The organism is Streptomyces sp. NBRC 110035, assembly GCF_000829695.1.
Lineage (GTDB): Bacteria > Actinomycetota > Actinomycetes > Streptomycetales > Streptomycetaceae > Streptomyces.
Genome location: NZ_BBNN01000024.1, coordinates 191,384 through 216,370, shown reverse-complemented (window position 1 = coordinate 216,370; position 24,987 = coordinate 191,384). Strand labels below are relative to the sequence as shown.

27 protein-coding genes and 2 pseudogenes are annotated in these 24,987 nt (G+C 69.8%); 13 read left to right on the top strand and 16 right to left on the bottom strand.

All coding sequences use genetic code 11. The annotated features are described in order from the left end of the window. A partial coding sequence (locus tag TU30_RS15005) for a transposase (protein WP_370626656.1) occupies positions 1 to 476 on the bottom strand: 476 nt, incomplete at its 3' end. Between the two features lie 262 nt (positions 477 to 738). Then, positions 739 to 1,728: a YafY family protein gene (locus TU30_RS15000; RefSeq protein WP_042169787.1), complete on the bottom strand. Its 990-nt coding sequence runs from the start codon at positions 1,726 to 1,728 to the stop codon at positions 739 to 741. Between the two features lie 93 nt (positions 1,729 to 1,821). Here TU30_RS15000 and TU30_RS14995 point away from each other — a divergent pair, with 93 nt between their 5' ends. Continuing rightward, complete coding sequence (locus TU30_RS14995; protein ID WP_042169784.1) at positions 1,822 to 2,250, top strand: glyoxalase/bleomycin resistance/extradiol dioxygenase family protein; 429 nt, start codon at positions 1,822 to 1,824, stop codon at positions 2,248 to 2,250. A 111-nt stretch (positions 2,251 to 2,361) separates the two neighbouring features. Here TU30_RS14995 and TU30_RS36015 read toward each other — a convergent pair whose 3' ends face one another. Both TU30_RS36015 and TU30_RS14990 read right to left on the bottom strand, forming a co-directional pair. Then, entirely contained in the window at positions 2,362 to 2,520 is a 159-nt protein-coding gene (locus TU30_RS36015) for a hypothetical protein (RefSeq protein WP_199816856.1), read from the bottom strand. A 138-nt stretch (positions 2,521 to 2,658) separates the two neighbouring features. Beyond that, a complete protein-coding gene (locus TU30_RS14990) occupies positions 2,659 to 3,444 on the bottom strand; it encodes an SDR family NAD(P)-dependent oxidoreductase (protein ID WP_042169779.1) in 786 nt (261 codons plus the stop codon). Positions 3,445 to 3,529: 85 nt separating this feature from the next. Between TU30_RS14990 and TU30_RS14985 the strand changes: the two genes are divergently transcribed. Continuing rightward, positions 3,530 to 4,381 carry a helix-turn-helix transcriptional regulator gene (locus tag TU30_RS14985; protein WP_042169777.1) on the top strand — a complete coding sequence of 284 codons (852 nt, stop codon included), beginning with the start codon at positions 3,530 to 3,532 and terminating at the stop codon, positions 4,379 to 4,381. Positions 4,382 to 4,772: 391 nt separating this feature from the next. Here the strand turns inward: TU30_RS14985 and TU30_RS38010 are convergent, their stop codons facing one another. Beyond that, positions 4,773 to 4,895 carry a hypothetical protein gene (locus TU30_RS38010; protein ID WP_267889340.1) on the bottom strand — a complete coding sequence of 41 codons (123 nt, stop codon included), beginning with the start codon at positions 4,893 to 4,895 and terminating at the stop codon, positions 4,773 to 4,775. Between the two features lie 3 nt (positions 4,896 to 4,898). On the opposite strand from TU30_RS38010, the gene TU30_RS36010 reads away from it, so the two are divergent. After that, complete coding sequence (locus tag TU30_RS36010) at positions 4,899 to 5,144, top strand: hypothetical protein (protein WP_158719319.1); 246 nt, start codon at positions 4,899 to 4,901, stop codon at positions 5,142 to 5,144. Here TU30_RS36010 and TU30_RS14980 read toward each other — a convergent pair. The 3 genes from TU30_RS14980 to TU30_RS36005 all read right to left on the bottom strand — a co-directional run bounded on the left by TU30_RS14980 (position 5,136) and on the right by TU30_RS36005 (position 7,462). After that, entirely contained in the window at positions 5,136 to 6,182 is a 1,047-nt protein-coding gene (locus TU30_RS14980) for a CU044_5270 family protein (protein WP_042169775.1), read from the bottom strand. The genes TU30_RS36010 and TU30_RS14980 overlap by 9 nt on opposite strands. After that, positions 6,179 to 6,853 carry an RNA polymerase sigma factor gene (locus TU30_RS14975; RefSeq protein ID WP_042169773.1) on the bottom strand — a complete coding sequence of 225 codons (675 nt, stop codon included), beginning with the start codon at positions 6,851 to 6,853 and terminating at the stop codon, positions 6,179 to 6,181. The genes TU30_RS14980 and TU30_RS14975 overlap by 4 nt, the downstream gene beginning before the upstream one ends. Positions 6,854 to 7,285: 432 nt before the next feature. Then, positions 7,286 to 7,462, bottom strand: coding sequence for a hypothetical protein (locus tag TU30_RS36005; protein WP_158719318.1), 177 nt, complete (start codon positions 7,460 to 7,462; stop codon positions 7,286 to 7,288). A 95-nt stretch (positions 7,463 to 7,557) separates the two neighbouring features. Between TU30_RS36005 and TU30_RS37240 the strand changes: the two are divergent. Both TU30_RS37240 and TU30_RS14965 read left to right on the top strand, forming a co-directional pair. Next, positions 7,558 to 7,727: pseudogene (locus TU30_RS37240) on the top strand (IS5/IS1182 family transposase); the annotation flags it as partial. Positions 7,728 to 8,228: 501 nt separating this feature from the next. Next, positions 8,229 to 9,179, top strand: a complete 951-nt coding sequence (locus TU30_RS14965) for an IS5 family transposase (protein ID WP_042169769.1) — start codon at positions 8,229 to 8,231, stop codon at positions 9,177 to 9,179. 7 nt (positions 9,180 to 9,186) lie between these two features. On the opposite strand, the gene TU30_RS14960 is transcribed toward TU30_RS14965, so the two are convergent. Continuing rightward, the gene (locus TU30_RS14960) at positions 9,187 to 9,729 is read right to left on the bottom strand and encodes a hypothetical protein (RefSeq protein ID WP_042169767.1); all 543 of its coding nucleotides are present in this window, start codon (positions 9,727 to 9,729) and stop codon (positions 9,187 to 9,189) included. Positions 9,730 to 10,009: 280 nt separating this feature from the next. Here TU30_RS14960 and TU30_RS14955 point away from each other — a divergent pair, with 280 nt between their 5' ends. The 4 genes and pseudogenes from TU30_RS14955 to TU30_RS14940 all read left to right on the top strand — a co-directional run bounded on the left by TU30_RS14955 (position 10,010) and on the right by TU30_RS14940 (position 12,646). Continuing rightward, entirely contained in the window at positions 10,010 to 10,474 is a 465-nt protein-coding gene (locus tag TU30_RS14955) for a prevent-host-death protein (RefSeq protein ID WP_042169764.1), read from the top strand. A 2-nt stretch (positions 10,475 to 10,476) separates the two neighbouring features. Further along, positions 10,477 to 10,827, top strand: a complete 351-nt coding sequence (locus TU30_RS14950) for a hypothetical protein (protein WP_042169762.1) — start codon at positions 10,477 to 10,479, stop codon at positions 10,825 to 10,827. Positions 10,828 to 11,329: 502 nt separating this feature from the next. Then, the gene (locus TU30_RS14945) at positions 11,330 to 11,896 is read left to right on the top strand and encodes a Uma2 family endonuclease (RefSeq protein ID WP_234307865.1); all 567 of its coding nucleotides are present in this window, start codon (positions 11,330 to 11,332) and stop codon (positions 11,894 to 11,896) included. A gap of 263 nt (positions 11,897 to 12,159) precedes the next feature. Beyond that, a pseudogene (locus TU30_RS14940) lies at positions 12,160 to 12,646 on the top strand (transposase). A 110-nt stretch (positions 12,647 to 12,756) separates the two neighbouring features. Here the strand turns inward: TU30_RS14940 and TU30_RS14935 are convergent. The 4 genes from TU30_RS14935 to TU30_RS14915 all read right to left on the bottom strand — a co-directional run bounded on the left by TU30_RS14935 (position 12,757) and on the right by TU30_RS14915 (position 16,324). After that, positions 12,757 to 13,137, bottom strand: coding sequence for a hypothetical protein (locus TU30_RS14935; RefSeq protein ID WP_042169753.1), 381 nt, complete (start codon positions 13,135 to 13,137; stop codon positions 12,757 to 12,759). Positions 13,138 to 13,849: 712 nt separating this feature from the next. After that, complete coding sequence (locus TU30_RS14925) at positions 13,850 to 14,260, bottom strand: transposase (RefSeq protein ID WP_234307864.1); 411 nt, start codon at positions 14,258 to 14,260, stop codon at positions 13,850 to 13,852. A gap of 243 nt (positions 14,261 to 14,503) precedes the next feature. Further along, positions 14,504 to 15,379, bottom strand: coding sequence for an undecaprenyl-diphosphate phosphatase (locus TU30_RS14920; RefSeq protein WP_042169751.1), 876 nt, complete (start codon positions 15,377 to 15,379; stop codon positions 14,504 to 14,506). A 168-nt stretch (positions 15,380 to 15,547) separates the two neighbouring features. Further along, a complete protein-coding gene (locus tag TU30_RS14915; protein ID WP_042169748.1) occupies positions 15,548 to 16,324 on the bottom strand; it encodes a TVP38/TMEM64 family protein in 777 nt (258 codons plus the stop codon). A gap of 307 nt (positions 16,325 to 16,631) precedes the next feature. On the opposite strand from TU30_RS14915, the gene TU30_RS14910 reads away from it, so the two are divergent. Further along, the gene (locus TU30_RS14910) at positions 16,632 to 17,477 is read left to right on the top strand and encodes a spermidine synthase (RefSeq protein ID WP_042169745.1); all 846 of its coding nucleotides are present in this window, start codon (positions 16,632 to 16,634) and stop codon (positions 17,475 to 17,477) included. Here TU30_RS14910 and TU30_RS14905 read toward each other — a convergent pair. Beyond that, positions 17,439 to 18,740 carry an MFS transporter gene (locus tag TU30_RS14905; protein WP_042169742.1) on the bottom strand — a complete coding sequence of 434 codons (1,302 nt, stop codon included), beginning with the start codon at positions 18,738 to 18,740 and terminating at the stop codon, positions 17,439 to 17,441. The two genes, TU30_RS14910 and TU30_RS14905, sit on opposite strands and share 39 nt — an antisense overlap. 130 nt (positions 18,741 to 18,870) lie before the next feature. Next, positions 18,871 to 19,878: a membrane protein gene (locus TU30_RS14900; protein ID WP_042169739.1), complete on the bottom strand. Its 1,008-nt coding sequence runs from the start codon at positions 19,876 to 19,878 to the stop codon at positions 18,871 to 18,873. A gap of 267 nt (positions 19,879 to 20,145) precedes the next feature. On the opposite strand from TU30_RS14900, the gene TU30_RS14895 reads away from it, so the two are divergent. Further along, entirely contained in the window at positions 20,146 to 20,598 is a 453-nt protein-coding gene (locus TU30_RS14895; RefSeq protein ID WP_042169736.1) for a DUF4442 domain-containing protein, read from the top strand. Positions 20,599 to 20,647: 49 nt separating this feature from the next. On the opposite strand, the gene TU30_RS14890 is transcribed toward TU30_RS14895, so the two are convergent. After that, on the bottom strand, positions 20,648 to 21,112 hold the full coding sequence (locus TU30_RS14890) for a Crp/Fnr family transcriptional regulator (protein ID WP_042169732.1): 465 nt from the start codon (positions 21,110 to 21,112) through the stop codon (positions 20,648 to 20,650). Positions 21,113 to 21,482: 370 nt separating this feature from the next. On the opposite strand from TU30_RS14890, the gene TU30_RS14885 reads away from it, so the two are divergent. Continuing rightward, positions 21,483 to 22,427, top strand: coding sequence for a universal stress protein (locus TU30_RS14885; RefSeq protein ID WP_042169730.1), 945 nt, complete (start codon positions 21,483 to 21,485; stop codon positions 22,425 to 22,427). Between the two features lie 174 nt (positions 22,428 to 22,601). Beyond that, complete coding sequence (locus TU30_RS14880; RefSeq protein WP_042169728.1) at positions 22,602 to 24,980, top strand: phosphoketolase; 2,379 nt, start codon at positions 22,602 to 22,604, stop codon at positions 24,978 to 24,980. The last annotated feature ends 7 nt before the right edge of the window (positions 24,981 to 24,987 follow it).

Sequence of the window (24,987 nt, the reverse complement as noted above, 5' to 3'; positions counted from 1 at the left end):
CGTACGGCGTCCAGCAGCTGGCACCACGAGGTGCGCCCGGTCTCCAGCGCGGCGACGAAGGAGTACGGCCAGCCCGGCACGAACTGATCCGAAGCGCGTCCGTTCCGGCCGTAGACATGACAGAACAGACGGTCCGCGCTGGTCGGGGCATCCGAGCGCAGCCAGTTGCTCACATCGACAGCCAGGACCAGGCGGTTGTCGGCGGCCTTGGGCTGCGGCAGCACCGCCAGCGCCCGACGTAGCCGGCTCTCCTCGATCCGGCCGCAGTTCAGCGCGTCGTACAACGCGCCGTGCCCCCGCCTGTGCTCGGCCACCAGCGTCAGATCGACCGGCGAGGTCACCGGCCCGTTCTCGCACAGCATCGCGTCCGTGAGCTCGAACAGGGTGTCACCGCGCCGGGTCAGGCACGCGTAGAAGTCCTCCCGGAAGTGTGACGTGAAGTCGAACGCGTCCCACCGGGCATCGTCGTGCAGCACACTCACCCCTGCGGCCTTCGTATGAGTCTGATTCCTTGGCGGAACGCAGGATCATGCGAGGGCCGTCCGCCTGTCTGGCGAATCCCCAGGTGAGTGACGGTGTCCTACTCGACGTTCGAGGACCGAGGTTAAAGAACAAGCTCAGATTCCTGGCTGTCGGGTGCTGTCTCGGTTGATCTGGTCCGTCCCCGACGCCCCGACTCCCGACGCGTGCAGACCCGAGGCCAAGTCGGCTTGGGGAAAGTCGCCGTAGCTGGTGACGTCAGGCTTGGCGGGCAGAGGTCGTGAGCCGGTCGGCGAGCGCGATGACAAGGTCCCGGAGTTCCTCCGGCCGCTCGATGACGAAGGGCCGGTCCAGCGAAGCCAGCACAGGGGGCAACCAGTCGAGCCGCTCCGCTCGCAGTTCGATGCGCAGCCAGCGCTCGGTGTGGGGATCCGCGCCTTCCGCGGGCACGGGTTCCAGCACGTTGGCGACGCTGGCGGGAAGTCGGGCGCGGATCTGCTCGACCGTCCCGTGGATACGAAGGCTCACTTCGTGCCGGTACACGGCCTTGGCGAGCCCGGACAGAAAGCGCTGCGCCGGATCGAGTCCAGCGGGCGGCTCGAAGGAGCCTGGCAGGGTCCTGGCGTCCGCGATGCGATCGAGCCGGAACGTCCGGTCCTGGCCGATCTGGGGATCGGCACCCGTGACGTACCAGCGGCCCGCATGGGCCACAATCCCGTACGGGTGCAATGTGCGTTCGCTGCGTTGGCCCTCTCGGGCGGTGTACCTGATCGAGATCGGGCGGCGATGGCGCACCGCATCGGCGACGGCGAGCAGGACACCGGTCTCCGGGGTGGCCGCCTCCCGGGGCGGAGCGGTGAAGGCGAGGGCGTCCAGGACGGCGTCGAGCCGACGGGCGAGACGCTCGGGCAGTACTCGGCGGATCTTGGCCGTTGCGGTCTCGCTCGCGGCGCCGGTGGCCGTCAGTAACCCCTGCCTGTGGCCGGCGACCAGGCCGAGCAGTACGGCAAGCGCCTCGTCGTCGTTGAGCATCAGCGGAGGCAGGCGGTACCCGGGGGCGAGCCGGTACCCGCCGTAACGGCCACGGACCGACTCGACAGGGATGTCGAGGTCGCCCAAGTGGTCCACGTACCGCCGCACCGTACGGCCGTCGACGCCGAGCCGGTCGGCGAGTTCGGCCACCGTTCTGATACCACCCGACTGCAGGAGTTCCAGGAGGGTGAGCACGCGGCTGGTAGGTCGAGCCATGCCCACAACCCTAGCGCTGATACCGGACCGATTCTGTCCACTATTTGCTCTAGCGTTCGAAGCGCGCCTGCTGCACCGACCAAGGAGAGCACCATGGACTTCGTTTCGATCCGGATCATCACAGACAACGTCGCGCGCATGGTCGACTTTTATGAGCGAGCGACCGAAGTGCGGGCGGTCTGGTCCACCGAGGACTTCGCCGAACTACAGACCACCAGCGGGACCCTCGCGATCGGTAGCACCCGGACCGTGACACTGTTCGCGCCCGGCTCTGCCCGTCCGGCCGACAACAACACCGTCATCCTCGAATTCCTGGTAGCCGACGTGGACGGCGTCTACCGGAACCTGGCCGAATTCGTCGACGAGTTCGTCACCGAGCCCACCACATTGCCCTGGGGCAACCGGTCACTTCTGCTCCGCGACCCCGACGGCAACCTCATAAACTTCTTCACCCCCGTCACGCCGGCGGCCATCGAGAAGTTCGCTGATCGACGCGTTGTTGTCGCCGCCGATGGTGACTGACCCCTCACCCGGACCCGCGCCCGGCTCGTAGGGCTCGGGGACTGTCGGGTCACAGCCCGGGTCAGAGGGCGGGCCGGTCGCGCTCATCGCGCATTCCGGATCGGGGAATGGTCACCGGTGGTGATCGGCGCGTTGTTGTTCCCAGGGATGGTGACCGACCTGGTACCGGCCGCGTTTGCCTGCGCGGCGGGCGGCGGCCGCCGCGCAGTCGGCGCGCAGGTCGAAGGCCCGGGCCGGCTCGCGCAGGATCGGGGCTCTGTCCTGGACCACCTCCAGGTCCCGCATCCACTGGCTCGGGGGCGAATTTCGCCGCGGCCCGCGAGGTCGGGTGGCGCTCCAGGAAGTCCAGGACGATGTCGCTGTAGAGGTCGGCGAACAGCGCCTTCCGCCACGGCCAGAGCCTGACTCTCAGGCGCCCGCGCCGCCGTCGACCGGCACGATCGCACCGGTCACCATCGACGCCCGGTCGCTGAGTAGCCACGCGGCCGCCTCGGCGACCTCGTGGGGCTCGGCCATCCGTCCGAGCGGGATCGATGCCTTGATGTGCTCGACGATGCCGGGGGTCGCCGCCTCCCATGCGTCGATCATCTCCGTGGCGGTGCCGCCGGGGGTGATGCCGTTGACCCGGATGCCGTCACGGGCCCAGCTCACCGCGGCGGTCTCTGTGATGCTGTTGAGTGCGCGCTTCATCGCGCCGTATGCGGGCAGGGCGGGGTTCGCGCGGCGGCTGCCGATGCTCGAGGTGTTGACGATCGCCCCACCCCCGTTCCTTCGCATGAGTGCGGCCTCGGCGTTCATGGCGGTCCAGTGCGAGCGGAAGTTCACGTTGAACTGCTCGTCGATGTCCTCGTCGGTCGTGGCGTCGAGCGGGCCGGGCTGCTGCTGTCCGGCCGCACCGTTGTTGAAAGCGCCGTCGAGCCGTCCGTGCAGTTCCTCGACACGGTCGACGGCGGCGCGGACGCTGGCACGGTCGGCGAGGTCCAGGGCGACGGCGTCGGCGATGCCCCCGTCAGCGCGGACCTCGGTGACGATGCGGTCGAGGGCGTCGGTGCTGCGGGCGGCGAGCACGACGGCGGCGCCCTCCCGTGCGAAGAGCCGGGCCGCGGCCGCGCCGATGCCGCGGCTGGCGCCGGTGATGAAGACGACCTTGCCGGTGAGCAGGCCGATGGGTGCGGTGTCGATGGTGTTCGTCATGCCGCCAGTCTCATCCGGTCTCCGGAACGCATTCAGGCACAGGCGGTACCAGGATCCGTCGCCGCGCGGCGTGCACACTTGGGGTATGGACAAGCATGAGCTCGGGGCGTTCCTCCGCACCCGCCGCGAGCGGCTCCGGCCGGAGGACACCGGCCTCCCCTCGGGCCCGCGACGCCGGACACCGGGTCTTCGCCGCGAGGAGGTGGCGGTCCTCGCGCACATCTCCACGGAGTACTACGTCCGGCTCGAGCAGGGCCGGGCACCGCGGCCGTCGGGCGAGGTCCTGGCCAGCATCGCGGGCGCGCTGCGGCTCACGGACGCCGAGTCGGACCACCTCCACGTCCTCGCGGGCACCGCGCCGAGCCGGACCGGACTGCACCGGCGCGACGTCCGCCCGAGCATCCTCGCGCTGCTGGAGCGGCTGCCGCAGACGGCCGCCTTCGTGACCTCCGCCGTGTTCGAGGTGCTCGCGTGGAACGACCTCGCGGCGGCGCTCATGGAGGACTTCGGCGAGCTCGCCTCGGAGAACCGCAATCTCGCACGCCGGGCATTCCTCCGGCCGGCCCGCGACGATGCGCCGCTGTACGGGGTCTCCGACGCCGCGGAGTTCCGGCACCACGTCGTCATGGGGCTCCGGTCCACCCTCGCCCGATACCCTTCCGACCCCGCGGTGACCGCACTCGTCGACGAACTCCGGGACTCCAGCCCCGAATTCGCCCGACTCTGGGAGCGGCACGACGTACAGGCCGCGCCGATGCTCACCAAGACCTTCCGGCACCCGGTCGTCGGGGAGATCACCGTCGACTGCGACTCACTCACGCTTACGGACCGCGACCAGCACCTCGTGCTCTACAGCACGCCGCAGGGATCCCGAAGCGCCGAGGCCCTGGCTCTGCTGAACGTCCTCGGAGCCGAGGCCAGCGACTATCTGCGATAACGCAACGGTCCCGAAGAAGGGACGGGCTGGGATGAGGGCGACGGGTAGGGCGATCCGGATGATCCAGGGTTCCCTGGCCCTGCCGACGCCGCCGGCAGGGCCAGCTGCTGCATCGTTATCTTGGGCGGCTCTGCCCTGACCGGCTCAGTACTCATCGTCCTCGGCCAGCCCGGCAGCAGTGGGGGCCGCTGGTCACAGCATCCGACCACGACCGCTGTACTCCCCGGTGAGCGGCGGGGAGGGTGAATCGCCGAGATCACCCGCCCGGGGCAGCCGCGCTGAATACACAGGACAGGTCACCTGTGGGCGGCCCCGCGGCTGCCCCGGCGGCGCCCTTCCCCCGAGGGCGCCGCCGGGGCAGCATCGTCTGCACCGCGTCGTGGACCACCTGTCAACCCGCCGGCAGCGGGTCCGCGTCCAACCGGTCCAGACTGATCCGCCCGTCCACGATGTCGACGGCCGCGTTGTCGGGCAGCGACTCGGCGACGTGCTCGTACATCTCGTCCAGCAGCACCTGATGTTCGGTGAGGTGTTCCTCAGCGGTGCCGGACAGGTTCTGGCACAGATCTTGGGGAGCGGTCGCGGAGCGTCACTGAAGCAGGATCATCTTGCGGAGCAGGTCGAATCCGGCATGCCCGTACAGCTGTCTCTTGATCTTCTTGCGGTTCACAGCACCTTCGGCACCGCCGGAACTCCAGAAGGGCGTCCGCCGGAGCGGACGCCCTTCTGGCTGCGCGGCGGCAGCGAGGCTGACTCAGGATGAGCTGACCGGCACCTCACCCGTTTTGTCCGCGACGCCAATTCCCAGGAGTGCGCTCTTGGTTGTTCCAAGGTAGACGAGACTCGACGAGTCGAAGACCCAGGCGTAGCCCTTTGAGGAGCCCTGGAACGTAAGGCCGACGCCCTCCCGCCCTGCGGCGTCCTTGACATGACTCACGACGCGCACGTCGGGGAGCTTGGCCATGGCACGGTAGATCGCGGCGCCGAGGTCGGGCAGCAGAGTGGCGTCGTCGATGATGGCCCCGAGGTTCTCGACGACCACTTCCGTGAGGCGGCTCGCTTCCACATTCTTCGCATCGCCGGAGAGCTTCTTCAGCAGCGCGTCGGGATCGGTGGGCAGAGCCTGAAGCTGCCGGAAGGTCAGGTATCCGACGCCGCTCATGTCCATGACCATCTTCTTGGACGGGTCGTTGAGCGCGACGCCCTTCCTCAAACCGTTCCGCTTGCCGTCTACCGAATCCCATTGCTCCCGTCGGACGGACCCCTTGTACTCCTCCACCTTGAAGGTCCCCTTGCGCTTCGCGAGCTCTTCGAAATCGCGGAAGTCAACGCCCAACTCACCTGCCGACCCTTGGGACTTGGTGTAGATGTACTGGCTGCCGCGTACCGTGACCGCCGGGCGGTCGGCCGCCGCCAGGGCGATCCGGTCCAGCAACTGCGTGGCTTTCCGGTGCTCGTCCGCGGTGACACCTGCGGCAGCTGCGTCGCGCCGGCCGTCCTGTGCGCCGTCGACCGCCACTACGCCCAGGCTCACGACGGCGGCCAGTGCCAGCGGGGCCGCGACGAGAACGAGGCGCCGCCCGGGGCGTCGGCGTGCGGGGGGCACAGGTGATGCGCTCGGTGATGGGTTCGTCGCACCCGAGTGCTCGTGGGTGGTCTCGTGAGTGATCTGCTCCATCAGGTGTTCCCTCAGTACGCGGTGGCGGTCCTGCGCGAGCACCGGACGGCCCGGCGCGGGCAGCAACTCGGCCAGATCCTGGTAGTCGACCGGCTGATCCCGTCGTCGCGGGTTGGTGTTCATCGCTTCTTCTCCTGCGTGGACCGAGCCGCCTGATGGCGGCTAACCGGTAACTGTCCGACCGCGGCCGGGCGTTGCATTCGGTTCTGCCCGGTGGCGTCTTCCGCGCCGTTATTGCCGCCTGTGCCTCCGTCGAGTTCGAGCTCAGTGAGCTTGCGCAGGCGTTTCCTCGCGCGCGAGAGCCGGGCCCGTACGGTGCCGACGGCCACGCCCAGAGCCGCAGCCGCTGTGGCGGCGTCCAGGCCCTCCCACACGCAGAGCGTGAACACCTCGCGCTCCCCGCGGCGCATCTTGCTCAATGCCTTCTGCGCGGCGGCCAGTTCATCGGTGTCGGCCAGGCTCTGTGTCACCTCGTCGGCGAAGTCCGGCACAGGATCGGGGGGCGGGACCCTGATGAGCGCGGCCTGGTGTCTTCGCGCCGCCCACGCGGTGTTGCGTGTGACGTTCGTCGCGATCCCCAGCAGCCACGGGCGCAGGCTGTCGTCACCCGGAAGCACCCGCTCACGCAGCCGCCACGCCTCCAGGAACGTCAGCGACACGATGTCGTCGGCCACGACCCAGTTGCCGGTCATCCGCACGGCGTGCCGGTGGACCACCGAAGCGTGCTCGTCGAAGAGTTGCCTGAACGCATCCGGATCCCCGGCCCGCACGCGGGCCCGCAGTGAAATCTCCACACTCCTTCCTGTCCTCTGCGAGGACCACGCTGCGGTGATCCGCATCACACCATGGCCGGACCAACTCCGCAGTGCACATCACCGGACCGCTGCAACCATTCCGGCTTCTCGGACCATTCGCCAGTGATGAGCCTGGAGCCCTTGCCGGGCAGACTCCGCCACGTTACTGAGGGCACGGCCGCCCTCGCCCCGGGCTGTCGACGGATGGAGGCCACGGCTGGGGGCTTGCGGTCAGAATATGGACATGCCCTGTGGGATGAGGCTGCGATGGCGCCACATCTTGGGGAGCGGTCGCGGAAGGTCACTGAAGCAGGATCATCTTGCGGAGCAGGTCGAATCCGGCACGACCGTACAGCTGTCTCTTGATCTTCTTGATGCGGTTCACCGCACCTTCGGTGCCCACGGAGCTCCAGTGCACGGTCAGCCCGGCGATCACGCTTCGAAGTCGGCGATCAGTCCGCGGGCGAAGCCGGTGATCCCGGGCAGTTGCGCGTCGCGGGCGGAGCTGATCCAGTCCGGCAGGTGAGCACCCGTGCGCTGGGCGAGTATCCGCGCGAAGTCGCGGACGAGTTCGTGAGTTTGCCCCAGTTCTGGGCAGGCGTTGAGCACCGCCTTGAGCTGCTTGCCTTCGTCCTGGGTGAGCGTGTCGGGGTGACGGGTGATCCAGCCGGCGACGGCGCCGCGGCAGCGGGCGTGGGTGCATCAGACCACTGAAGGCGGCTGGCGTCCTGCCGCGCCGGTGGGTGGTGAACGGTCCTGGTCGTGGATCATGCGGGCGCGGCGTCACTGCCGGGACCACGAACGGCTTCCCGAGATGAGCGAATCATTGACCAACTGGGCGGCGATTACGCTGATGAGCCGCCGACTCACCCGCCGCAAGGCCCAGCCCGCCGCCCGCCGCGACGTCGTCAGCCCGTACTACCTGGCACAGGCAGCCTGACAAGCCCGAGGATCTCCTGATCCGGGGTGAACAACTCCGCTGCCGCACGGCGGTCGTTCTCGCAGGTGTCGCATTCCTCTTCCTGGCCATGGCGAGCATGAGCAGGTGCAGGAACTATCCGTGACCTCAGCGTTCGCCGACCGCGCTGCGGACACAGCACCCAGTCTCGTCCGTCCAACTCGCCATCATGGCCGAGCTGACCGAAGGGGACGGCGTCGTCGCCCGGTTCGTAACGACCCGCGAAGCACGAGGAAGTATATCTGCTACGTCATATCGCCATATATAACTAGCTGTTTCTCAACCGTCGGGTGTTCGATGGCGTCCCGTACGGTGTCCTGGATCAGGTGACGGAGTCCGGGAGTGGGCATGAGGACGGGGCCCTGTTCATAGCGTGTCGGTTGTCTAAGCCAGCCACGCGAGGAACAAAGCCCCGTCATGCAGAACGCTACCGTCGTCCTGTCCGATCGTCCGTTGCCCGACCTGCGGTTCGCCGCGGAGTGTGACTGCCTCGCTCACTTGTACGGCAATGCCGGGGACCGGCCGCTGCGGGCCCGCGTCTACGCGACCGATCTGACGGACGAGGAATGGCAGATCGTCCGGCGGGTGATGCCTGTGCCGGGCTGGCTATGTGGCCGCGGGGGCAACCCGGAGGGTTTCTGCCACCGCGAAATGATCGATGCGGTGCGGTACTTCGTCGACAACGGCATCAAGTGGAGGGCGATGCCGGCCGACTTCCCGCCCTGGTCGGCCGTCTACGCATTCCAGCATCGCTGGCACACGGACGAGCTCCTGGACGTACTGCACGAGAGGCTGCGGGAGCAGGTACGCATCGTGGAAGGGCGGGACGATCCCGAGCCGAGTGCGGCGATCGTCGATTCCCAGTCCCTGCGCGGCGCCTCCACCCTGACCGGGGAGCGGCGCGGGTACGACGGGGCGAAGAAGGTGTCGGGTTCCAAGCGTCACATCGCCGTGGACTGTCTGGGTCTGCTGCTGGTGGTGATGGTCACCGCCGCGGACCTGCAGGACCGCGACGCGGGTGTGGCCCTCCTGGAACGGGTGCGTTCCCTTTTCACGCGGGTGCGTCTGGTGTGGGCCGACAGCGGCTATGCGGGCGCCCTGGTGGATTGGGCCCTGCACGCCCTCGGCATGAAGGTCGAGGTGTCCCGCCGCGACGACAGAGCTGGCTTCGTGGTGATCCCGAGACGTTGGGTGGTCGAGCGCACGTTCGCCTGGCTGGTGAACTGCCGTCGCCTGGTGCGTGATTACGAGCGCACCGCCGCCGCCGCCCACGAGAGCTACGTGAAGTGGGCCATGGTCACCCTCATGACCCGCCGCCTGGCCGCCGCGGACCACGAGGCGGCCGCCGGACGGGCCCGGCCGGTGTGAGCGCCCGTCATCCTGCCGCGGTGAACTCCCGGCCGTCGGCGCTGGTCAGCCAGTCCCGCTGGACGAGCCGCTTGAGCTGACAGGGCACACCCTCCTGCCGACTGCGGCCGGCCCCCTCACCTAACAATGCCTGGGCCACCTCCCGAGCCCGCACCGGTTCCCGCGCTTCCCTCACGAACTCGACGATCTTCGAGTAGAGGCCGGGCAGCCTGCTGGGATCGGAGTCCTCCTGCCGTTGCGGCACATACCGCGACTCACCTCCGGCTCCGGTTCCGGCGTCGGCACCTGCGCCGGCAGGGCTCTCCACCTCCGCGTCGGCCGGCGCCTCCCTGTTGTCGGACGGGCTGCGGGAAACAGCAGCCTCACCGGCATCACCGCGCAGTTCCTGTTCGACCTCGTCCCAGATCTCGCTGCCGATACGCCAGCGGGCGATCTCCCTGTCCACCTGGGCCGCTTCCTCCTCCAGAGCGGTGATCCGCTGCCGGAGCCCGACGGCACGGGCTTCGAAGGCGCGCAGTCGGCGCGTCATGACAGCGGCGGGCGTGGGCACAGCAGAACCTCCGGGCTCGGCAACGAAGACACCACCACCCTGCACACCCGCCCACGAAGATCACAAACCGCAAACATGCAGCTCAGACACCTGATCGGTTGAGAAACAGCTAGTAAGTGCGCGCCCCGTCTCGACGATCGACCGGCTGTGAGTTCGGGTCTGACTCAAGCATCAAGGAAGGCTGAGATCTGGCATCGGACCGCGTCCGGAGGTCGAGTCTGGCGCACGTACTCTGCGGCCTCCACTAGACTTCCGAATACGTTCCGAATGCTATGGATCCATGACCATCGCAGCAGACCTCCCCGTGGCGACTCGGCGCTCCTCGGACCTGAGCAAGCACTCCGCCGAGGTCTTCGCCGAGGCCGAGGACCACCCCGTGACGGTGACCCGGCGCGACGGCGAGGCTCTGGTCCTGATGTCGCAGCGCGAGGCCGAGGGCCGTGCCCGCTTGCTGAACTTTGCCGCGCAGCTCATCACCGTCACCCTCGACGACCGCGGCTCGCTCGCCGAGCGGATGTCCAAGGCCTTCCCCTGGATGCTCGCGCTGTCGCCGGCCGACCGGGAGTCCTGCGCGCAGGACCTCGTCGATGCGGCGCGCGCGTCGTTCGCCACCGACCAGCCGCACCTCGCGATCGCAGAGCTGACCTCCTGGAAGGAAACGGCCACCGCCATTGCGGCCGGGCTCAGCAGCGGCAGCGCCGGTCTGGAGTGGTTCGACGACGATGAGACCGTGGAGCGTCCGTAGCCGTGGCGGCCGCCAGGAAGGGCGAGCTGGTTCCTCGCTCTCCGAAGAAGATCGAGTACGAGATCCGCTTCGCCACAGCCGACGCGCAGAAGGGATGGCGCGACCGCGTCGCGACGATCCGCAACTCCATGACGGAGACCTGGGACTTCCTCGCGCGGACGCCACTGTCCACGACGCCGACGAATGATCGGCTCAAAGGTGAGCTCGGTGTCATCGGGCGTGGCGGCGCGACCCATGAGAGGTGGCAACACAAACCGACTGCGAAGGGCGCCGCGCGCGTCTGGTTCTACGTCCACGAGCGCACGGTCTTCCTGGAGCAGGTGCACACGAGCTACCCGAACGAGACGAAGTAGGCCAGCTTCGTAGCGTTGCGCATCGTCGGTGAGCGCGCATCTGAGTGGGATGATCGCTGTGTGACTGCCGCGACCGGGCACTTTGAATTCACCCGAGGGTGGCGCGGCCTTGGGAAGGGGCGACTCGACCTCCCGATCACTCCGCGGATGGGAAGCCTCTGCGTGAAGCGGCTTCGCCAGCTTGAGATCTTGAGATACGGAGCGGGCGAGAACAGCGCCAGCCTGTGCCGTTCGGAAAGCCGTCGTCGCAGGTGGCATCGGTGACGGGTCATCGGCTGGCAGCATGTCCGGGTGATCATGTCCTTGCTGTACAAGGTGACCCGAAAGTTGCTCTGCTTCCCCTCGATGCTGCTCCGCGGGGATGCGGCGAGATGGGCGCTTGGGGGCGACGACCGGTTGGCCGCGACTCCCAGCGTGTCTCGGAGCCCTGTGTCAACATCCGCTTGGTTGGTGGTGCCCGGCCCGTACGATGGCGGTATCTCGGGATGAGCAGGGAGGTGCGATGACCGCGATGTATCCGGAGTATGCGCAGTGGCTGCGCCAGGTGCGCAGCTCGATGAAGCTGCCCAAGGCGGTCAAGCTGCTGTTCGACCAGGGGCGCCTGTACATGTCGCCGGTGACGGAGGCGCACAGCGAGGCGGATGATTCGATCCGGTTGCAGCTGGCGGAGCAGTTGGGAGGGGAGTCCGGTCTGCACGTCACGCGGGACAAGGGCGTACTGCCGGAGAGGGACGGTTACACGCCCGAGCCCGATGTGCTGGTGGTCGACGCAGGTGCGCTTGGTCCGGGTGATGCCTTCGTCGACCAGAAGCATGTTCACTTCGTGGCCGAGAGCGTGTCCCGCTCGACGGTCGGGCGGGACTATGGGCGCAAGCTCAACCAGTATGCGGCGCGCGGGATTCCCACGTACCTGATCGTCGATGTGTTGACCGGGGAGTGTGTGCTCTACCAGGCGCCGAAGGGCGACGAGTACACCTCGGCGGTGCCCTACCGGTTCGGTGAGGAGATCGATTTTTCCCTCGCGGGAGTTGCGGTGACAGTGCGCACCGACTTCAAGAAGATCCGCTGAAGCCGCTTCTTCCCGGCCTTGATCCGGTGCGGTGAGGTTCCCCCCGCTGGCCGGACAGCTTGATACTGGGACGGATGGTCCCGGAGGAAGCAGTCACAGGTAGTGAGTAGCAAGAGCAACATGAGTAAGCGGTACACGGCCGAGTTCAAGCGGGACGCGGTCGCCTTGGCGTTGTCCTCGGAGAAGACGGTCACCGAGGGTTGAGGTTCCCCCGCCGACCGCCCAAAGGACGTACCTGGGGCCGGCGCGGCCGCACCCCGGTCGTGACCGTCAGCGGACGACTCTCAGGACGCCTGTCGCTGGCCGGACTGATCGCGATGCGGCCGGGCTCCCGCACGGCGGCTGTGCCACCGCCTGCGTACCCACCCCGCCGGCAAAGGCGCACGCCGCAGCATGGGCGAGCGCGACTTCGTCGCGCTGGTCGATGGCACCCACCACCTCGTCCAGGCGCCGATCGTGCTGGTCTGGGACCGCCTGAACACCCACGTCTCCCACGCCATGCGTGAGGTGATCGCCCAGCGCGAATGGCTGACGGTGTTCCTGCTCCCCGCCTACTCACCCGATCTCAACCCCGTGGAATGGGTATGGGCACACGTCAAACGCAGCCTGGCCAACCTCGCAGTGGTCGCCCTCGACCGGCTCGAAACGCTGGTCCGCAACCGGCTCAAGCGCCTCCAGTACCGGTCCCACACCCTCGACGGCTTCATAGCCGGTACCGACCTGACCCTCGTCGATCCAGCGTCACCTTGACGAGCCGAAGTCAGTATGCCCTGGCCTCCGAGAGATCACCCGATCAGGAACCGTGCTCGACTGGTCAAGTCTGCCGAGCGGTAAGCGGATGGCTTCTCAGGGGCTGCCGGTCAGGGGTTGGCGCAGATCGCGTACACACTGATGCCGACGGTGGAGTAGCCGTCCTGGCGGCCGAGTGCGATCCAGCCGCGACCGTCGTCCGTGGGGAAACTGCCGACCAGGATTGCGCCGTTGCCCTGGGCTTCGGCGCCGCCGCCGATGACCTGCTTACCCGCCGGGCAGTAGACGGTCCGGCGCTGGAAGTTGGGCACGTCGGCGTTGGGGAGCCGGACGATCTGATAGCCGTCCACGGCCGCGGCCCGTGCCGGTGCCTTGGCCGCTGTGGCCTGGCCGGTGGCGGACTCACTGGGGGTGGCCTGGGCCGCCCACCCGGCTCCGGATACCAGGGCCAGCGTCAGAATGCCCGCACCGATCGCCTGCTTGCCTCGCATGCGTATGTCCTTTCGTCCATGGAGGACCCCAGGAAACGGGGTTCTCTCGTCGGACATCATCAGGGCACCAATCAGCAGATAGGTGGAGGAATCAACGTAAATAACTCGATGAGGTGAATAGAGGGCGCATATGGTCGGCGGGTTCTTGCAGGCGGACCGCCTCTACGGTGTGTCTCTCGTGGCTGCGGGCCGGACGTCGAGCAGACCTGTGGAGTCCAGCCCGGCCACAGCGGGCTGGACCGTCGTGGTGCCGGCCGACGTGCCTCTGCCGTCGCGGGTACGTGAACCGGTCGCGCAGACCGTTCACCGCCGGTCCGGTCCGGCTGGTCCGGGTAGCGATGACCGGGACGGTGCGGTCGCAGTGAGACTCCGCCAAGTTCGTTTTCGCAGTTCAGTGGGGTTGGCCTCGATTCTTCCGAGGACTGACGGCGGTGGTGTGAGCGGCTGTGAACCGCCCCGGGTTCGGTGGAGATCTCAGGTTATGGTGATGACCTGGGGTTTCGTGCGTTCGGTGTAGTGGTTGGCTTCGTATTCGACGAGTGGGATGTGGCCTACCTCACCGTGGAGTCGTCGGTGGTTGTATCAGTCGACCCACTCGGCGGTGGCGAGCTCGACATCGGGCAGCGTCTTCCATGGCCGTCGGGGCTTGATCAGCTCGGTCTTGAACAGGCCGATCGTGCTCTCCATCGGGGCGTTGACGCTCCTATAGTTGTCAACTCGCTGTGGGGACGGTCCGTGGTGCGGGTCGGATCAGGTGGTAGACCTCGCGGATGACGTAGCGTTTGAGGCATCGGATGATCTCGCGTTTCGTCTTGCCCTCGGCGGTGCGGCGGGTGACGTAGTCGATCGTCGGTTGGTGGAATCGCGTGCGGACGATGACGGTCCGGTAGATCGCGGCGTTGAGCTGGCGGTGGCCGCCGTGGTTGATGCGGTGCCTGCCGCTGGTCATGCCGGAGCCGGTGGGCACGGGAGCGATGCCCGCGAGCTTGGCGAGGGCGGCTTCGGACTTGATGCGTTCAGGGTTGTCGCCGGTCACGACGAGGATCTCCGCGGCGGTGTCCACACCGATGTCGAATGGTTCGAGTAGTTGCGGGGCGGCACGGTGGACCAGCTCAGCGATCATTTTCGTCAGTTCCTTGGCCTCGGCGTCGAGGTACTGCCACCGTTTGGCCAGTGTTCGAAGGACGTGACGCAGTGCGTCCTCGGGGCCCTCCAGCTGTCGAGGACGCAGGCCCGCCAGGTGCCGGGCCCAGTATCCCGCCTCCCCGGTGGGAGATGAGTGGGAGACAAGTGGGAGATGATCATGGCGTGGTGCTGCAATCAGGCGCTAGGAAATGCTCGATAGCGCTACTTGTGCGGCCCTGGTTCAGCCGCCGGATTCAGCCGCATGAGGACTCAGCGCACCCATGCTGACCAGCACAATGATGACGATGCCGAGCGCGATGCGGTACCAGACGAACGGCATGAAGCTCTTGGTGGTGATGAACTTCATGAACCACGCGATCACCGCGTAGCCGACCGCGAAGGCGACGACCGTCGCGAAGATCGTCGGGCCCCAGGTGACGTGACCGCCCTCGGTGGCGTCCTTCAGCTCGAAGAGACCGGAGGCGAGCACGGCGGGAATCGCGAGCAGGAACGAGTAGCGGGCCGCTGCCTCGCGCTTGTAGCCCATGAACAGACCGCCGCTGATGGTCGCACCGGAGCGGGAGACGCCCGGGATGAGCGCCAGGGCCTGGCAGAACCCGTAGACCAGGCCGTCCTTGACGGTCAGGTTGTCGAGCGACTTGAGCTGCTTGGGCGTGCGGTGCCGGCCACCCTGCTCGTCCCGCGCCGCAAGCCGGTCGGCGACACCGAGGACGATGCCCATGCCGATCAGCATCGCCGCGGTGAGCCGCAGGTCGCGGAACGGCCCCTCGATCTGGTCCTTCAGCGTCAGGCCGAGAATTCCGATCGGGAGCGAGCCGACGATGACGAGCCAGCCCATCCGCGCGTCGGGGTCCCGGCGCAGCTCCTTGTTGGTGAGCGAGCGGGTCCAGGCCGACAGGATCCGCGCGATGTCCTTGCGGAAGTAGATCAGCACGGCGGCTTCGGTACCGATCTGGGTGATCGCGGTGAACGCCGCGCCGGGGTCCTCCCAGCCGGAGAAGGCCGCGGTCAGCCGCAGGTGCGCGCTGGAGGAGACGGGGAGGAACTCGGTCAGCCCTTGGACGAGTCCGAGGATGAGAGATTCAAACCAAGACATGAGGCAGTGGTGTCCAAGTGCCGATCGCGGAAGAGGAGGAAGGGCACGCCGAAGTGCCGTGGGCAGTGATCGACGATCACGCGTACCGAGTGCGAACAGTAGCGCCCCAAGATGACGGCTTTGACGCCAGGGGCCGGGCACAGGGCCGGACCGGTGCCCGGCGCCGTCTCACCGTGCCCGCAGCCGGTGCCGCTTGCGCCACGCCACCACCGCGCCCAGCAGGCCCGGCACGGTGATGCAGGCCAGCGAGATCAGGAAGGCCGGGGACGTCGGTGTCGAGGCGCGGGCACCGGCGACGACGTAGGCGGCGGTGTTCGGGACCGAGCCGAGCCCCGTCGCCAGCAGGAACGGCAGCAGACCCATCCGGGAGACGGCGGCGCAGTAGTTCGACGCGGCGAACGGCACCCCCGGGAACAGCCGCGCCGCCAGCATCGAGCGGAAGCCGTGCCGGCTCAGCTGGTTGTCCGCCGCCTTCAGCCAGCGTCCTCGCAGCAGTGGACGCAGCGCGTCCTGGCCGAGGGCCCGCCCGAGGCAGAACGCGAGTCCGGCACCGAGCACCGTGCCGCCCAGCGCGGCGCCGAGCCCCCACTGGCTGCCGAACAGCGCGCCCGCCGCGAGGTTCAGGATCGGGCGCGGTACGAACGCCACCGTGCACACCCCGTAGGCCACCGCGTACGCCACGACCGCCGCGGCGCCGCCGAGCTGCGGCGGCAGGCCGTCGGTCAGCAGGTTCTGCGGTTCCAGCAGCAGCATGGTCGAGGCCGCGGAGGCGAGCAGCACGACCAGCAGGGACAGGCGCGACCAGGGGGACAGCAGGAATCTGGCGCAGCGGGCGGTGAGGCCCGCCGAGGACACCGCCGCGGGGACGACGGCGGTGAGCTGTGCGGCGGAGGCCCGGGGAGGGGCAGTAGCGGTGCCCCCAGAGCGGTTGGTGGCATCGAGCATCCGGCGACACTAACCGACGAATGCGACCGGACGCCGTAGCGTGCGTCTCATACGTGCCACCGCGGCCGGAACACCCGGCGCGCGACCACCGTGTGGGACGTCCCGCCCGCGTACCGCGGAAAACCGTTCGACGTCCGGCGCCGTGGTCGCCGGAACCGACGACATGTTCCGGCACGCCTTCCTCCTCGCAGCATCCGCGACCGCGGATGCCCCGAAGGCCGCCGTCCGCGTTCCCGCAGTTCCCGCAGCGCCCGCACCCGCACCGGCACGGGGCGGGCGCCCGGCCGCGCGACGGCACAATGGGACGATGAACGAGCCGATACCCGTCACCCGCGCCGTCGGTCACGGCACCGCGAAGCTGATGCCCGACGTCGACCGGGAACGGGCGTGGCTGCTGACGGTCGACGGGGCACCGCAGTCCTACGTCGACCTGGACGAGCCGGCCCATCTGGAGTTCGAGTACACCCGGCGGCTCGGGCACGTGCTGGACACCCTCGCCGAGCCGGGGCACCCGTTGGACGCACTGCACCTCGGCGGCGGCGCGCTCACCCTGCCCCGCTACCTGGCCGCGACCCGCCCCGGCTCCCGGCAGGACGTCGTCGAGTTCGACGGGGAACTGCTGGACTTGGTCGCCGGGCAGCTGCCGCTGCCCGAGGGCGCGGACATCACGCTGCACGCCGCGGAAGCCCGTGCCTGGCTGGAGAGCGCTCCCGACGCCTTTGCGGACGTCCTCGTCGCCGACGTCTTCGGCGGCTCACGCGTCCCGGCGCACCTGACCTCCGTCGCGTACGCCCGTGAGGCCGCCCGCGTCCTGCGGGCCGACGGCGTCTACCTCGGCAACCTCGCCGACGCGGCCCCCTTCGCCTTCCTGCGCTCCCAACTGGCCACACTGGCAACGGTGTTCGAGGAGCTGGTGCTGATCGCCGAGCCGGGAGTGCTGCGCGGGCGCCGTTTCGGCAACGCCGTCCTCGCCGCAGCGCACCGTCCCCTCGACCTCGTCGCCCTGGCCCGCCGTACCGCGGCCGACGCCTTCCCGGCCCGCGTCGAGCACGGCGCGGCCCTGCGGGACTTCACCGGCGGGGCGCGGCCGGTGCGGGACGAGGACGCCGTACCGTCACCCGAGCCCCCCGACGGGGCGTTCGGCATCGGCTGACCCCTTGCCGGCGACCGGGGCCGACCCGGTGACAGGCACCGTCCGGCGCCGCAGGCGGCGTACGTCCGGCACGCACAGCACCGCCGCCGTGACCACGACGACCAGCGCGGCACAGCCCCACAGCGCCTCCGTGCGGCCGAACGCGGTCTCGGCGGGGCCCGCCAGCGCCATCGTGGCCGGCACCAGGGCGACGGACCCGAACCAGTCGTAGGCCGACACCCGGGACAGTTTCTCCTCCGGGATCTCCTGGTGAAGCGCCGTCATCCAGGAGACCCCGAACACCTCGACGGTCACACCGGTCACGCACATCACCGCGCACAGCACCGCCACCGGTACCGGCACGGCCAGCGCGGCGGACGGCAGGGCCAGCGGGAACACACACAGGGTGCCGACGAACAGCAGGCGGCGCGGTTTCCAGCGGGTCATCAGCAGCGCGCCCAGCACCGTGCCGGCCCCGAAGAAGGCCAGGGCCACACCCCAGGGCGCCGCGCCGCCCAGATGGTCCCGGGCGACGAGCGGACCGTAGACCGCGTCGGCGGCGCCGACCACGGCGTTGGCGACGGAGAACTGGACGACGATGCCCCACAGCCAGGGCCGGCCGGAGAACTCCCGCCAGCCGTCCCGGAGGTCGGCGAGCAGACCGCCGCCCGGGGCGCGCGGGGGTATGTGCTTCACGTCGAGGAAGGCCCGCAGGGCCGCCGCGGCGGCGAAGGCCGCCGCGTCCGCCGCGAGCACCCAGCCCGGCCCCATCGCCGCGATCATCAGACCGCCGAGGGCGGCGCCGCCGAGTGTCGCGCCCTGCATCGCCATCCGGAACACCGCGAACGCCCGGCCGGCCTGCTCGCCCTCGACGGAGGAGAGCAGCATGCCCTCGGCGGCCGGCCCGAAGAACGCCTGGCCGACTCCGCCGAGTGCGCTGAGCAGCATCATCTGCCACATCCGGGCCTCGCCTGCCAGGACCAGTGCCGCGAACGCGGCCTGCGAGACACAGTTGAGGACATTGGCCGCGACCATCACACGGTGGCGCGGCAGCCGGTCCGCGACGGCGCCGCCGATCAGCAGGAACAGCACCAGCGGCAGGGTGCGGGCGGCGGCCACCAGGCCCACGTCGCCGCCGTCCCCGCCCGCGCCCAGCACCGCGAACGCGGAGGCGATCAGCGCACCGTGACTGCCCAGGCTCGTCACCACGGCGGACGCGGTCAGCAGCGTGTAGTTGCGGCCCGCCCGGACAGGACGCCGGGAGGAGGAGGCGGTGGTCGGCACCCCGTGACTATCGCCGGAGCGGGGCCGACTTGCCAAATGTGCCGCCCCACGCGCCGAGGGTTCCTCCGGCCGTTTCCCGCCCTCGGGGCGGCGGGAAACGGCCGGAGGAACCCTCGGCCTCCCCTGCCCGCTACGACTCGGTCGGTGCTTCCTCGGTGAGGCGTACCGTGCTGAGGATCTTCTGCACGGTCTCCTCCGGGATCTCGTCCTCGACGCCCTTGGCGCCGTACAGGTTCCAGGTGACGAAGTCCCCGGCACCGTTCTTGAACCCGAAGGTGATCGCCTTGCCCTCGCTGTCGCACGTGCCGTTCTGGGGCGTGTTCTCCGAGTGCGCCGTGACGACACTGCCCTTGATGCCCGAGGCGGTCGTGTACGCCTTCGGCTTCCCGGACTTCACGCTCTTCTTGTCGGGCTGCGTGTAGCCGCCGTAGATCCACCACGGCACACGGGTCTCCGCGGCCTGGTCCGAGGTCTTGGCGCCGTTCTCGCCACGGGTGCCGGCGGTCACGAGGGCGGTGTCGTCCTCGCGGCCGTCCTTGTCGTCGTCGCTCGTGCACCACTTGGACTTCAGATAGGCGGGGGCGGTGACGGTGGTGCGGTCCAGCTCACCGTCCTCCTCCTCCCATTCGAAGCCCACGCTGGTGCCGGGATCCTCGATCTCCCAGTCGGCGGGGACGTCGAACTTAGTGCCGAAGCGCGTGTTCGTGACGACCTGCCAGCCCGGAACCGTCGCCTTCTCGGCGTCCCCGCCCCGCGGGCTGTCGTCGGAGCCGGAGGAGCTCGGCTCCGTGGAGGGCTTCTCGGACGCGCTCACGGACGGCTGCGCGTCCCTCTTGTCGGCGGTGTCGTCCTTGTCACCGCCCAGCACCAGGAAGCCGGTGACACCGGCGGCCACGACCACGGCCGCCGCGGCCACGACGGCCACGATCTTCGTCTGTTTCCCGCCGCCCCCGCCCTGCGGCTGCTGGGGCATGCCCACGGTGTCCGGCGTCCCCCACTGCTGCGGCTGCGCGTAAGGGTTCGGCTGCTGGGCGCCGGGCTGCTGGTACGGATTCGGCTGTTGGTACCCCGGCTGCTGGTACGGATTGCCCGACTGCGGGTTCTGCTCGCCCCCGGGCGGCTGGTTTCCTGGCCACATGGTGAGCCACCCTAGCCCGGGCAGTGACACGATTCGGTCACTGCCCGTTGACAGGGACGTAGCAACCAGGAGCCGGAAGTGATCCGGAGGCAACCCCGAGCGGCCGCACGTCGTCGGGGCACCGGTGCGCTCGCGCATCCCCCGCGGTCCTTGCTGCTCCGGGTCCGGCCGCGCGGGCCGGGAAACCGCGCGGGGGAGGCCGCCGCACGGCCGGCCGTCGGCCCCGAGGCCTGGCCAGCCGCACCTGCCCGTGAGTAACGTGTGGTCATGAGCGACGACCGGACGACCGTCGGCGAGATGCTCGCCGCCACGGTGCCCATGGCCCGCACTCTCGACCTCCGGTTCCTGGAGACCACTTCGGAACGGGCCGTGGTGTCCCTGCCGGACCAGAGCGACTACCACAACCACGTGGGCGGCCCGCACGCCGGCGCGATGTTCACCCTGGGGGAGTCGGCGAGCGGGGCCATCGTGCTCGCCGCGTTCGGGGAGCAGCTGGCGCGGGCGGTGCCCCTCGCGGTCCGCGCCGAGATCGCCTACCGGAAGCTGGCGATGGGCCCCGTCACCGCCACCGCGACCCTGGGCCGGCCGCCCGCCGAGGTGGTGGCCGAGCTGGACGAGGGCCGGCGCCCCGAGTTCCCGGTGTCGATCGAGATCCGGCGCGAGGACGGTGCGGTGACCGGTGAGATGACGGTCGTCTGGACCCTGCGCCCGGGCGGCTGACACCTGCCGGCGGTGGCCTGCCGCACCGCCGCGGGCCCCGGTGTCCGGTTCAGACGCCGCTGCCCGCCCCGTAAGGGCCGTACAGGTCCAGCAGCCGGACCCGGGCGGAGTGCAGCCGGTGGGCGACCACATGGCCCACCCACAGGGCGAGGGTCCGCCCGAAGGCGGGCTCGTCCTCTCCCATCGCGCGGACGGCCGCGGCGTCGAACTCGTAGGCCCGTACCGGGGTGGCCGCCTCTGCGCCCAGATGCCAGACGTGCGGGCTGTACAGCCAGGACCAGCCGACGAGTTCGTTGTGCCCGAGACGCTCGATGACGGCGGCCCGGCGGCCGGGGACATGCATGTCGAGCTCGACGGTACCGGTACGGACGACCCAGAACCGGTCCGCGCGGCCACCCTCCTCGAACAGCCGGGTCCCTTGCGGGAAGGACACCTCGCGGGCGGTCTCCAGGAGCTTCGCCCGATGCTCGGCGGGCAGGGCGCGCGGCATGCCGGGGGACGGGGGAGCGAACATCGCGGCCTCCCTTACGGGACAGAGGGATACGGGGTGGGGCGGGCTGTCGGTGCGGCGTGCGGGTGATTCCGATGCGGTTCAGCCTCCTGCGGAACCGCCGCCGGTGCCATGGGCCGTACGGCCCCGATCGAAGGCATCCGGCCCCATCGAGCCGGTGTCCCCGGACCGGGGCGGGACCCTCGCCGGGTACCGGGAGGCGGCGCCGGTACTCCGGGGCGGGACCTTCGGCCCCCGTGGGGACCTGTGGCCCCTGTCGGCCGGTCGGCCGGCCCACTGATACTGGAGGTGATCCCGACGGCAGCGATACCGGTCCGTTCCGGCCGGCAGGTCCGACAACAGCCGGCAGGTCCGACAACAGGAGGTACACGTCATGCCCCGCACCATCACCATCGGTTTCGACGGTTCCGCGGAGAGCCGGGCCGCCGCCGAGTGGGCGGCCCGCGAGGCGAAGGTGCGGGGTCTGCCGCTCCGGCTGGTCGAGGTCCGGGAGTCCCTCCCGGAGCCTGTCGCCCGGGCGCCGTTCCCCGGCGCGCAGACCGGCCGGCAGGAGAAGGGGGGCGGCGAGGCGGAGTCGCTCCCGGCCGACGGCTGGGGGACCACGCCGGGTGAGGCCGCGACCGGGCTGCGGCTGCGGCACCCCGGGGTCGAGGTCACCACGGAACAGGTCGCCGGCCGGCCCCACGAGGTGCTGGTCAAGGCCGCGGAGGACGCCGAGCTGCTCGTGCTGGGCTCCCGCGGGATGAGCGGCTTCGCCGGATTCCTGGTCGGCTCCGTGGGTCTCGCCGTCGTGGCCCGTACCGAGCGGCCCGTCGTCCTGGTCCGTGCCGGGGAGCAGGCTGCCGACGAGCACGAGCCGGATCCCACGGGCATCCCGTCCGCCGCGACCCGCTACCGGCCGGTCCTGCTCGGCGTGGACGCCGACCGGCCCGACGACGCGGTGATCCGCTTCGCGTTCGCCGAGGCCGCCCGGCGGGGCACCGGACTGCGCGTCCTGCACGGCTGGAACCTGCCGCCGTACTACGTCCACGGACTGCCGGCCGACCCGGACGTGTACCGGGTGATCGCCGAGGAACGGACCGCGACGCTCGCGAAGGTGCTCCGCCCCTGGAGGGCGGAGTTCGAGGACGTCGACGTCGTGGAGGAGTCCTTCGGCGGCAGCCCGTCCATCCGGCTCATCGACGCGTCACGGGAGGCCTCGCTCGTCGTGGTCGGGCGGCGCGTCCGCCGCAATCCCTTCGGTATCCGCATCGGGTCGATCACCCACGCCGTCCTGCACCACGCCGCGGCACCGGTCGCGGTCGTCGCGCACGACTGAACCGGTCCTCCGGAGGAAGAGCACGGGACGGAGCCGGGAGCGCCCCCGCTCGGATTGCGCCACATGCCCGTGTCCGGCCGCCCGGGGCACGAGGCGGGCGGGAAACTGGTACTCCCCGTCCCGACCCCTCCCCTGATGCCCCGATCACCGCGTCGATCACCCACGGAGCCAGCCATGCCCGAGGACCAGGACACCCGGACTGCACCGACCGACGAGGAGCTGCGCACGCTGGACGCCCACTGGCGCGCCGCCAACTACCTGGCGGCGGGCCAGATCTACCTGCTGGCGAACCCGCTGCTCACCGAGCCCCTCAGGGCCGAGCACATCAAGCCGAGGCTGCTCGGGCACTGGGGCACCTCACCCGGACTGAACCTGGTGTACACCCACCTGAACCGGGTCATCGGCGCACGCGGGCTGGACGCGCTGTGCGTCTGGGGGCCGGGCCACGGCGGACCCTCGGTGCTGGCCAACTCCTGGCTGGAGGGCAGTTACAGCGAGAAGTACCCGGACGTCGGCCGTGACGCCCCGGGCATGGCGAGGCTCTTCCGGCAGTTCTCCTTCCCCGGCGGCGTCCCCAGCCACGTCGCCCCGGAGGTCCCCGGCTCGATCCACGAGGGCGGCGAACTCGGCTACTGCCTCGCCCACGCCTACGGCGCCGCATTCGACAACCCGGGCCTGCTGGTCGCCTGCGTGATCGGCGACGGCGAGGCGGAGACCGGGCCGCTGGCCGCGTCCTGGCACTCCAACAAGTTCCTCGACCCGGTCCACGACGGCGCCGTCCTGCCGATCCTGCACCTCAACGGCTACAAGATCGCCAATCCGACCGTGCTGTCCCGCATCCCCGAGGCCGAACTCGACGCGCTGCTGCGCGGCTACGGCCACGAGCCGATCCACGTCACCGGCGACGACCCCGCCCTCGTCCACCGGGCGATGGCCCAGGCCCTGGACACCGCCCTGGACCGCATCGCGGCGGCGCAGCGCGCCGCCCGCGAGGACGGTGCGACCGAGCGGGTGTCCTGGCCGGTGATCGTGCTGCGCACGCCGAAGGGGTGGACCGGTCCTGCCGAGGTGGACGGTGTCCCCGTGGAGAACACCTGGCGCTCCCACCAGGTGCCGCTGTCGGCGGTCCGGGAAAATCCGGAGCATCTGCACCAGTTGGAGGCCTGGCTGCGGTCGTACCGGCCCGAGGAACTGTTCGACGCCGAGGGCCGGCCCGTCGCGGACGTCCTCGCCTGCGTCCCCGAGGGTGCCCGCCGGCTCGGGGCCACCCCGCACGCCAACGGCGGGCTGCTCGTCCGCGACCTGCCGATGCCGGACCTCGACGACTTCGCCGTGCCCGTGGACAAGCCCGGCACCACCCTCCACGAACCCACCCGCGTCCTCGGCGACCTCCTGAGGCAGGTCATGAAGGACACCGCCGGCCGGCGGGACTTCCGGCTCGTCGGCCCCGACGAGACGGCGTCCAACCGACTGCAGGCCGTCTACGAGGCCAGTGGCAAGGCCTGGCAGGCCGGCACCCTCGACGTCGACGAACACCTCGACCCGCACGGCCGCGTGATGGAGATCCTCTCCGAACACCTCTGCCAGGGCTGGCTCGAGGGCTACCTGCTCACCGGACGGCACGGACTGTTCTCCAGCTACGAGGCGTTCGTGCACATCGTCGACTCGATGGTCAACCAGCACATCAAGTGGCTGAGGACCTCCCGCGAACTGCCCTGGCGCGCCCCCGTCGCCTCCCTCAACTACCTGCTCACCTCGCACGTGTGGCGCCAGGACCACAACGGCTTCTCCCACCAGGACCCCGGCTTCGTCGACCACGTGCTCAACAAGAGCCCCGAGGTCGTCCGGGTCTACCTGCCGCCGGACGCCAACACCCTGCTGTCGGTCGCGGACCACGCGCTGCGCAGTCGTGACTACGTCAACGTCGTCGTGGCCGGCAAGCAGCCGTGCTTCGACTGGCTGTCCATGGACGCGGCCCGCGTCCACTGCGCACGCGGCGCCGGAGTCTGGGACTGGGCCGGCACCGAGAACGGCGGCACGCCCGACGTGGTGCTGGGCTGTGCCGGGGACGTACCCACCCAGGAGGTGCTGGCCGCGGCACAGCTGCTGCGCCGTCACCTGCCGGACCTGGCGGTCCGCGTCGTCAACGTCGTCGACCTCACCCGGCTGCTGCCCCACGGGGAACACCCGCACGGCATGACCGACTTCGAGTACGACGGCCTGTTCACCACCGACAAGCCGGTCATCTTCGCCTACCACGGCTACCCGTGGCTGATCCATCGCCTCGCCTACCGGCGCACCGGACACGAGCACCTGCACGTCCGCGGCTACAAGGAGTCCGGGACGACCACCACGCCGTTCGACATGGTGGTCCGCAACGACCTCGACCGCTACCGGCTGGTCATGGACGTCATCGACCGCGTCCCGGGTCTCGCGGTCCGCGCCGCCGCCGTACGCCAGCGGATGGCCGACGCCCGCACCCGGCACCACGACTGGATCCGGGCACACGGCACCGACCTGCCCGAGGTCGCCGAGTGGAGCTGGAACGCCTGAGCGCCGT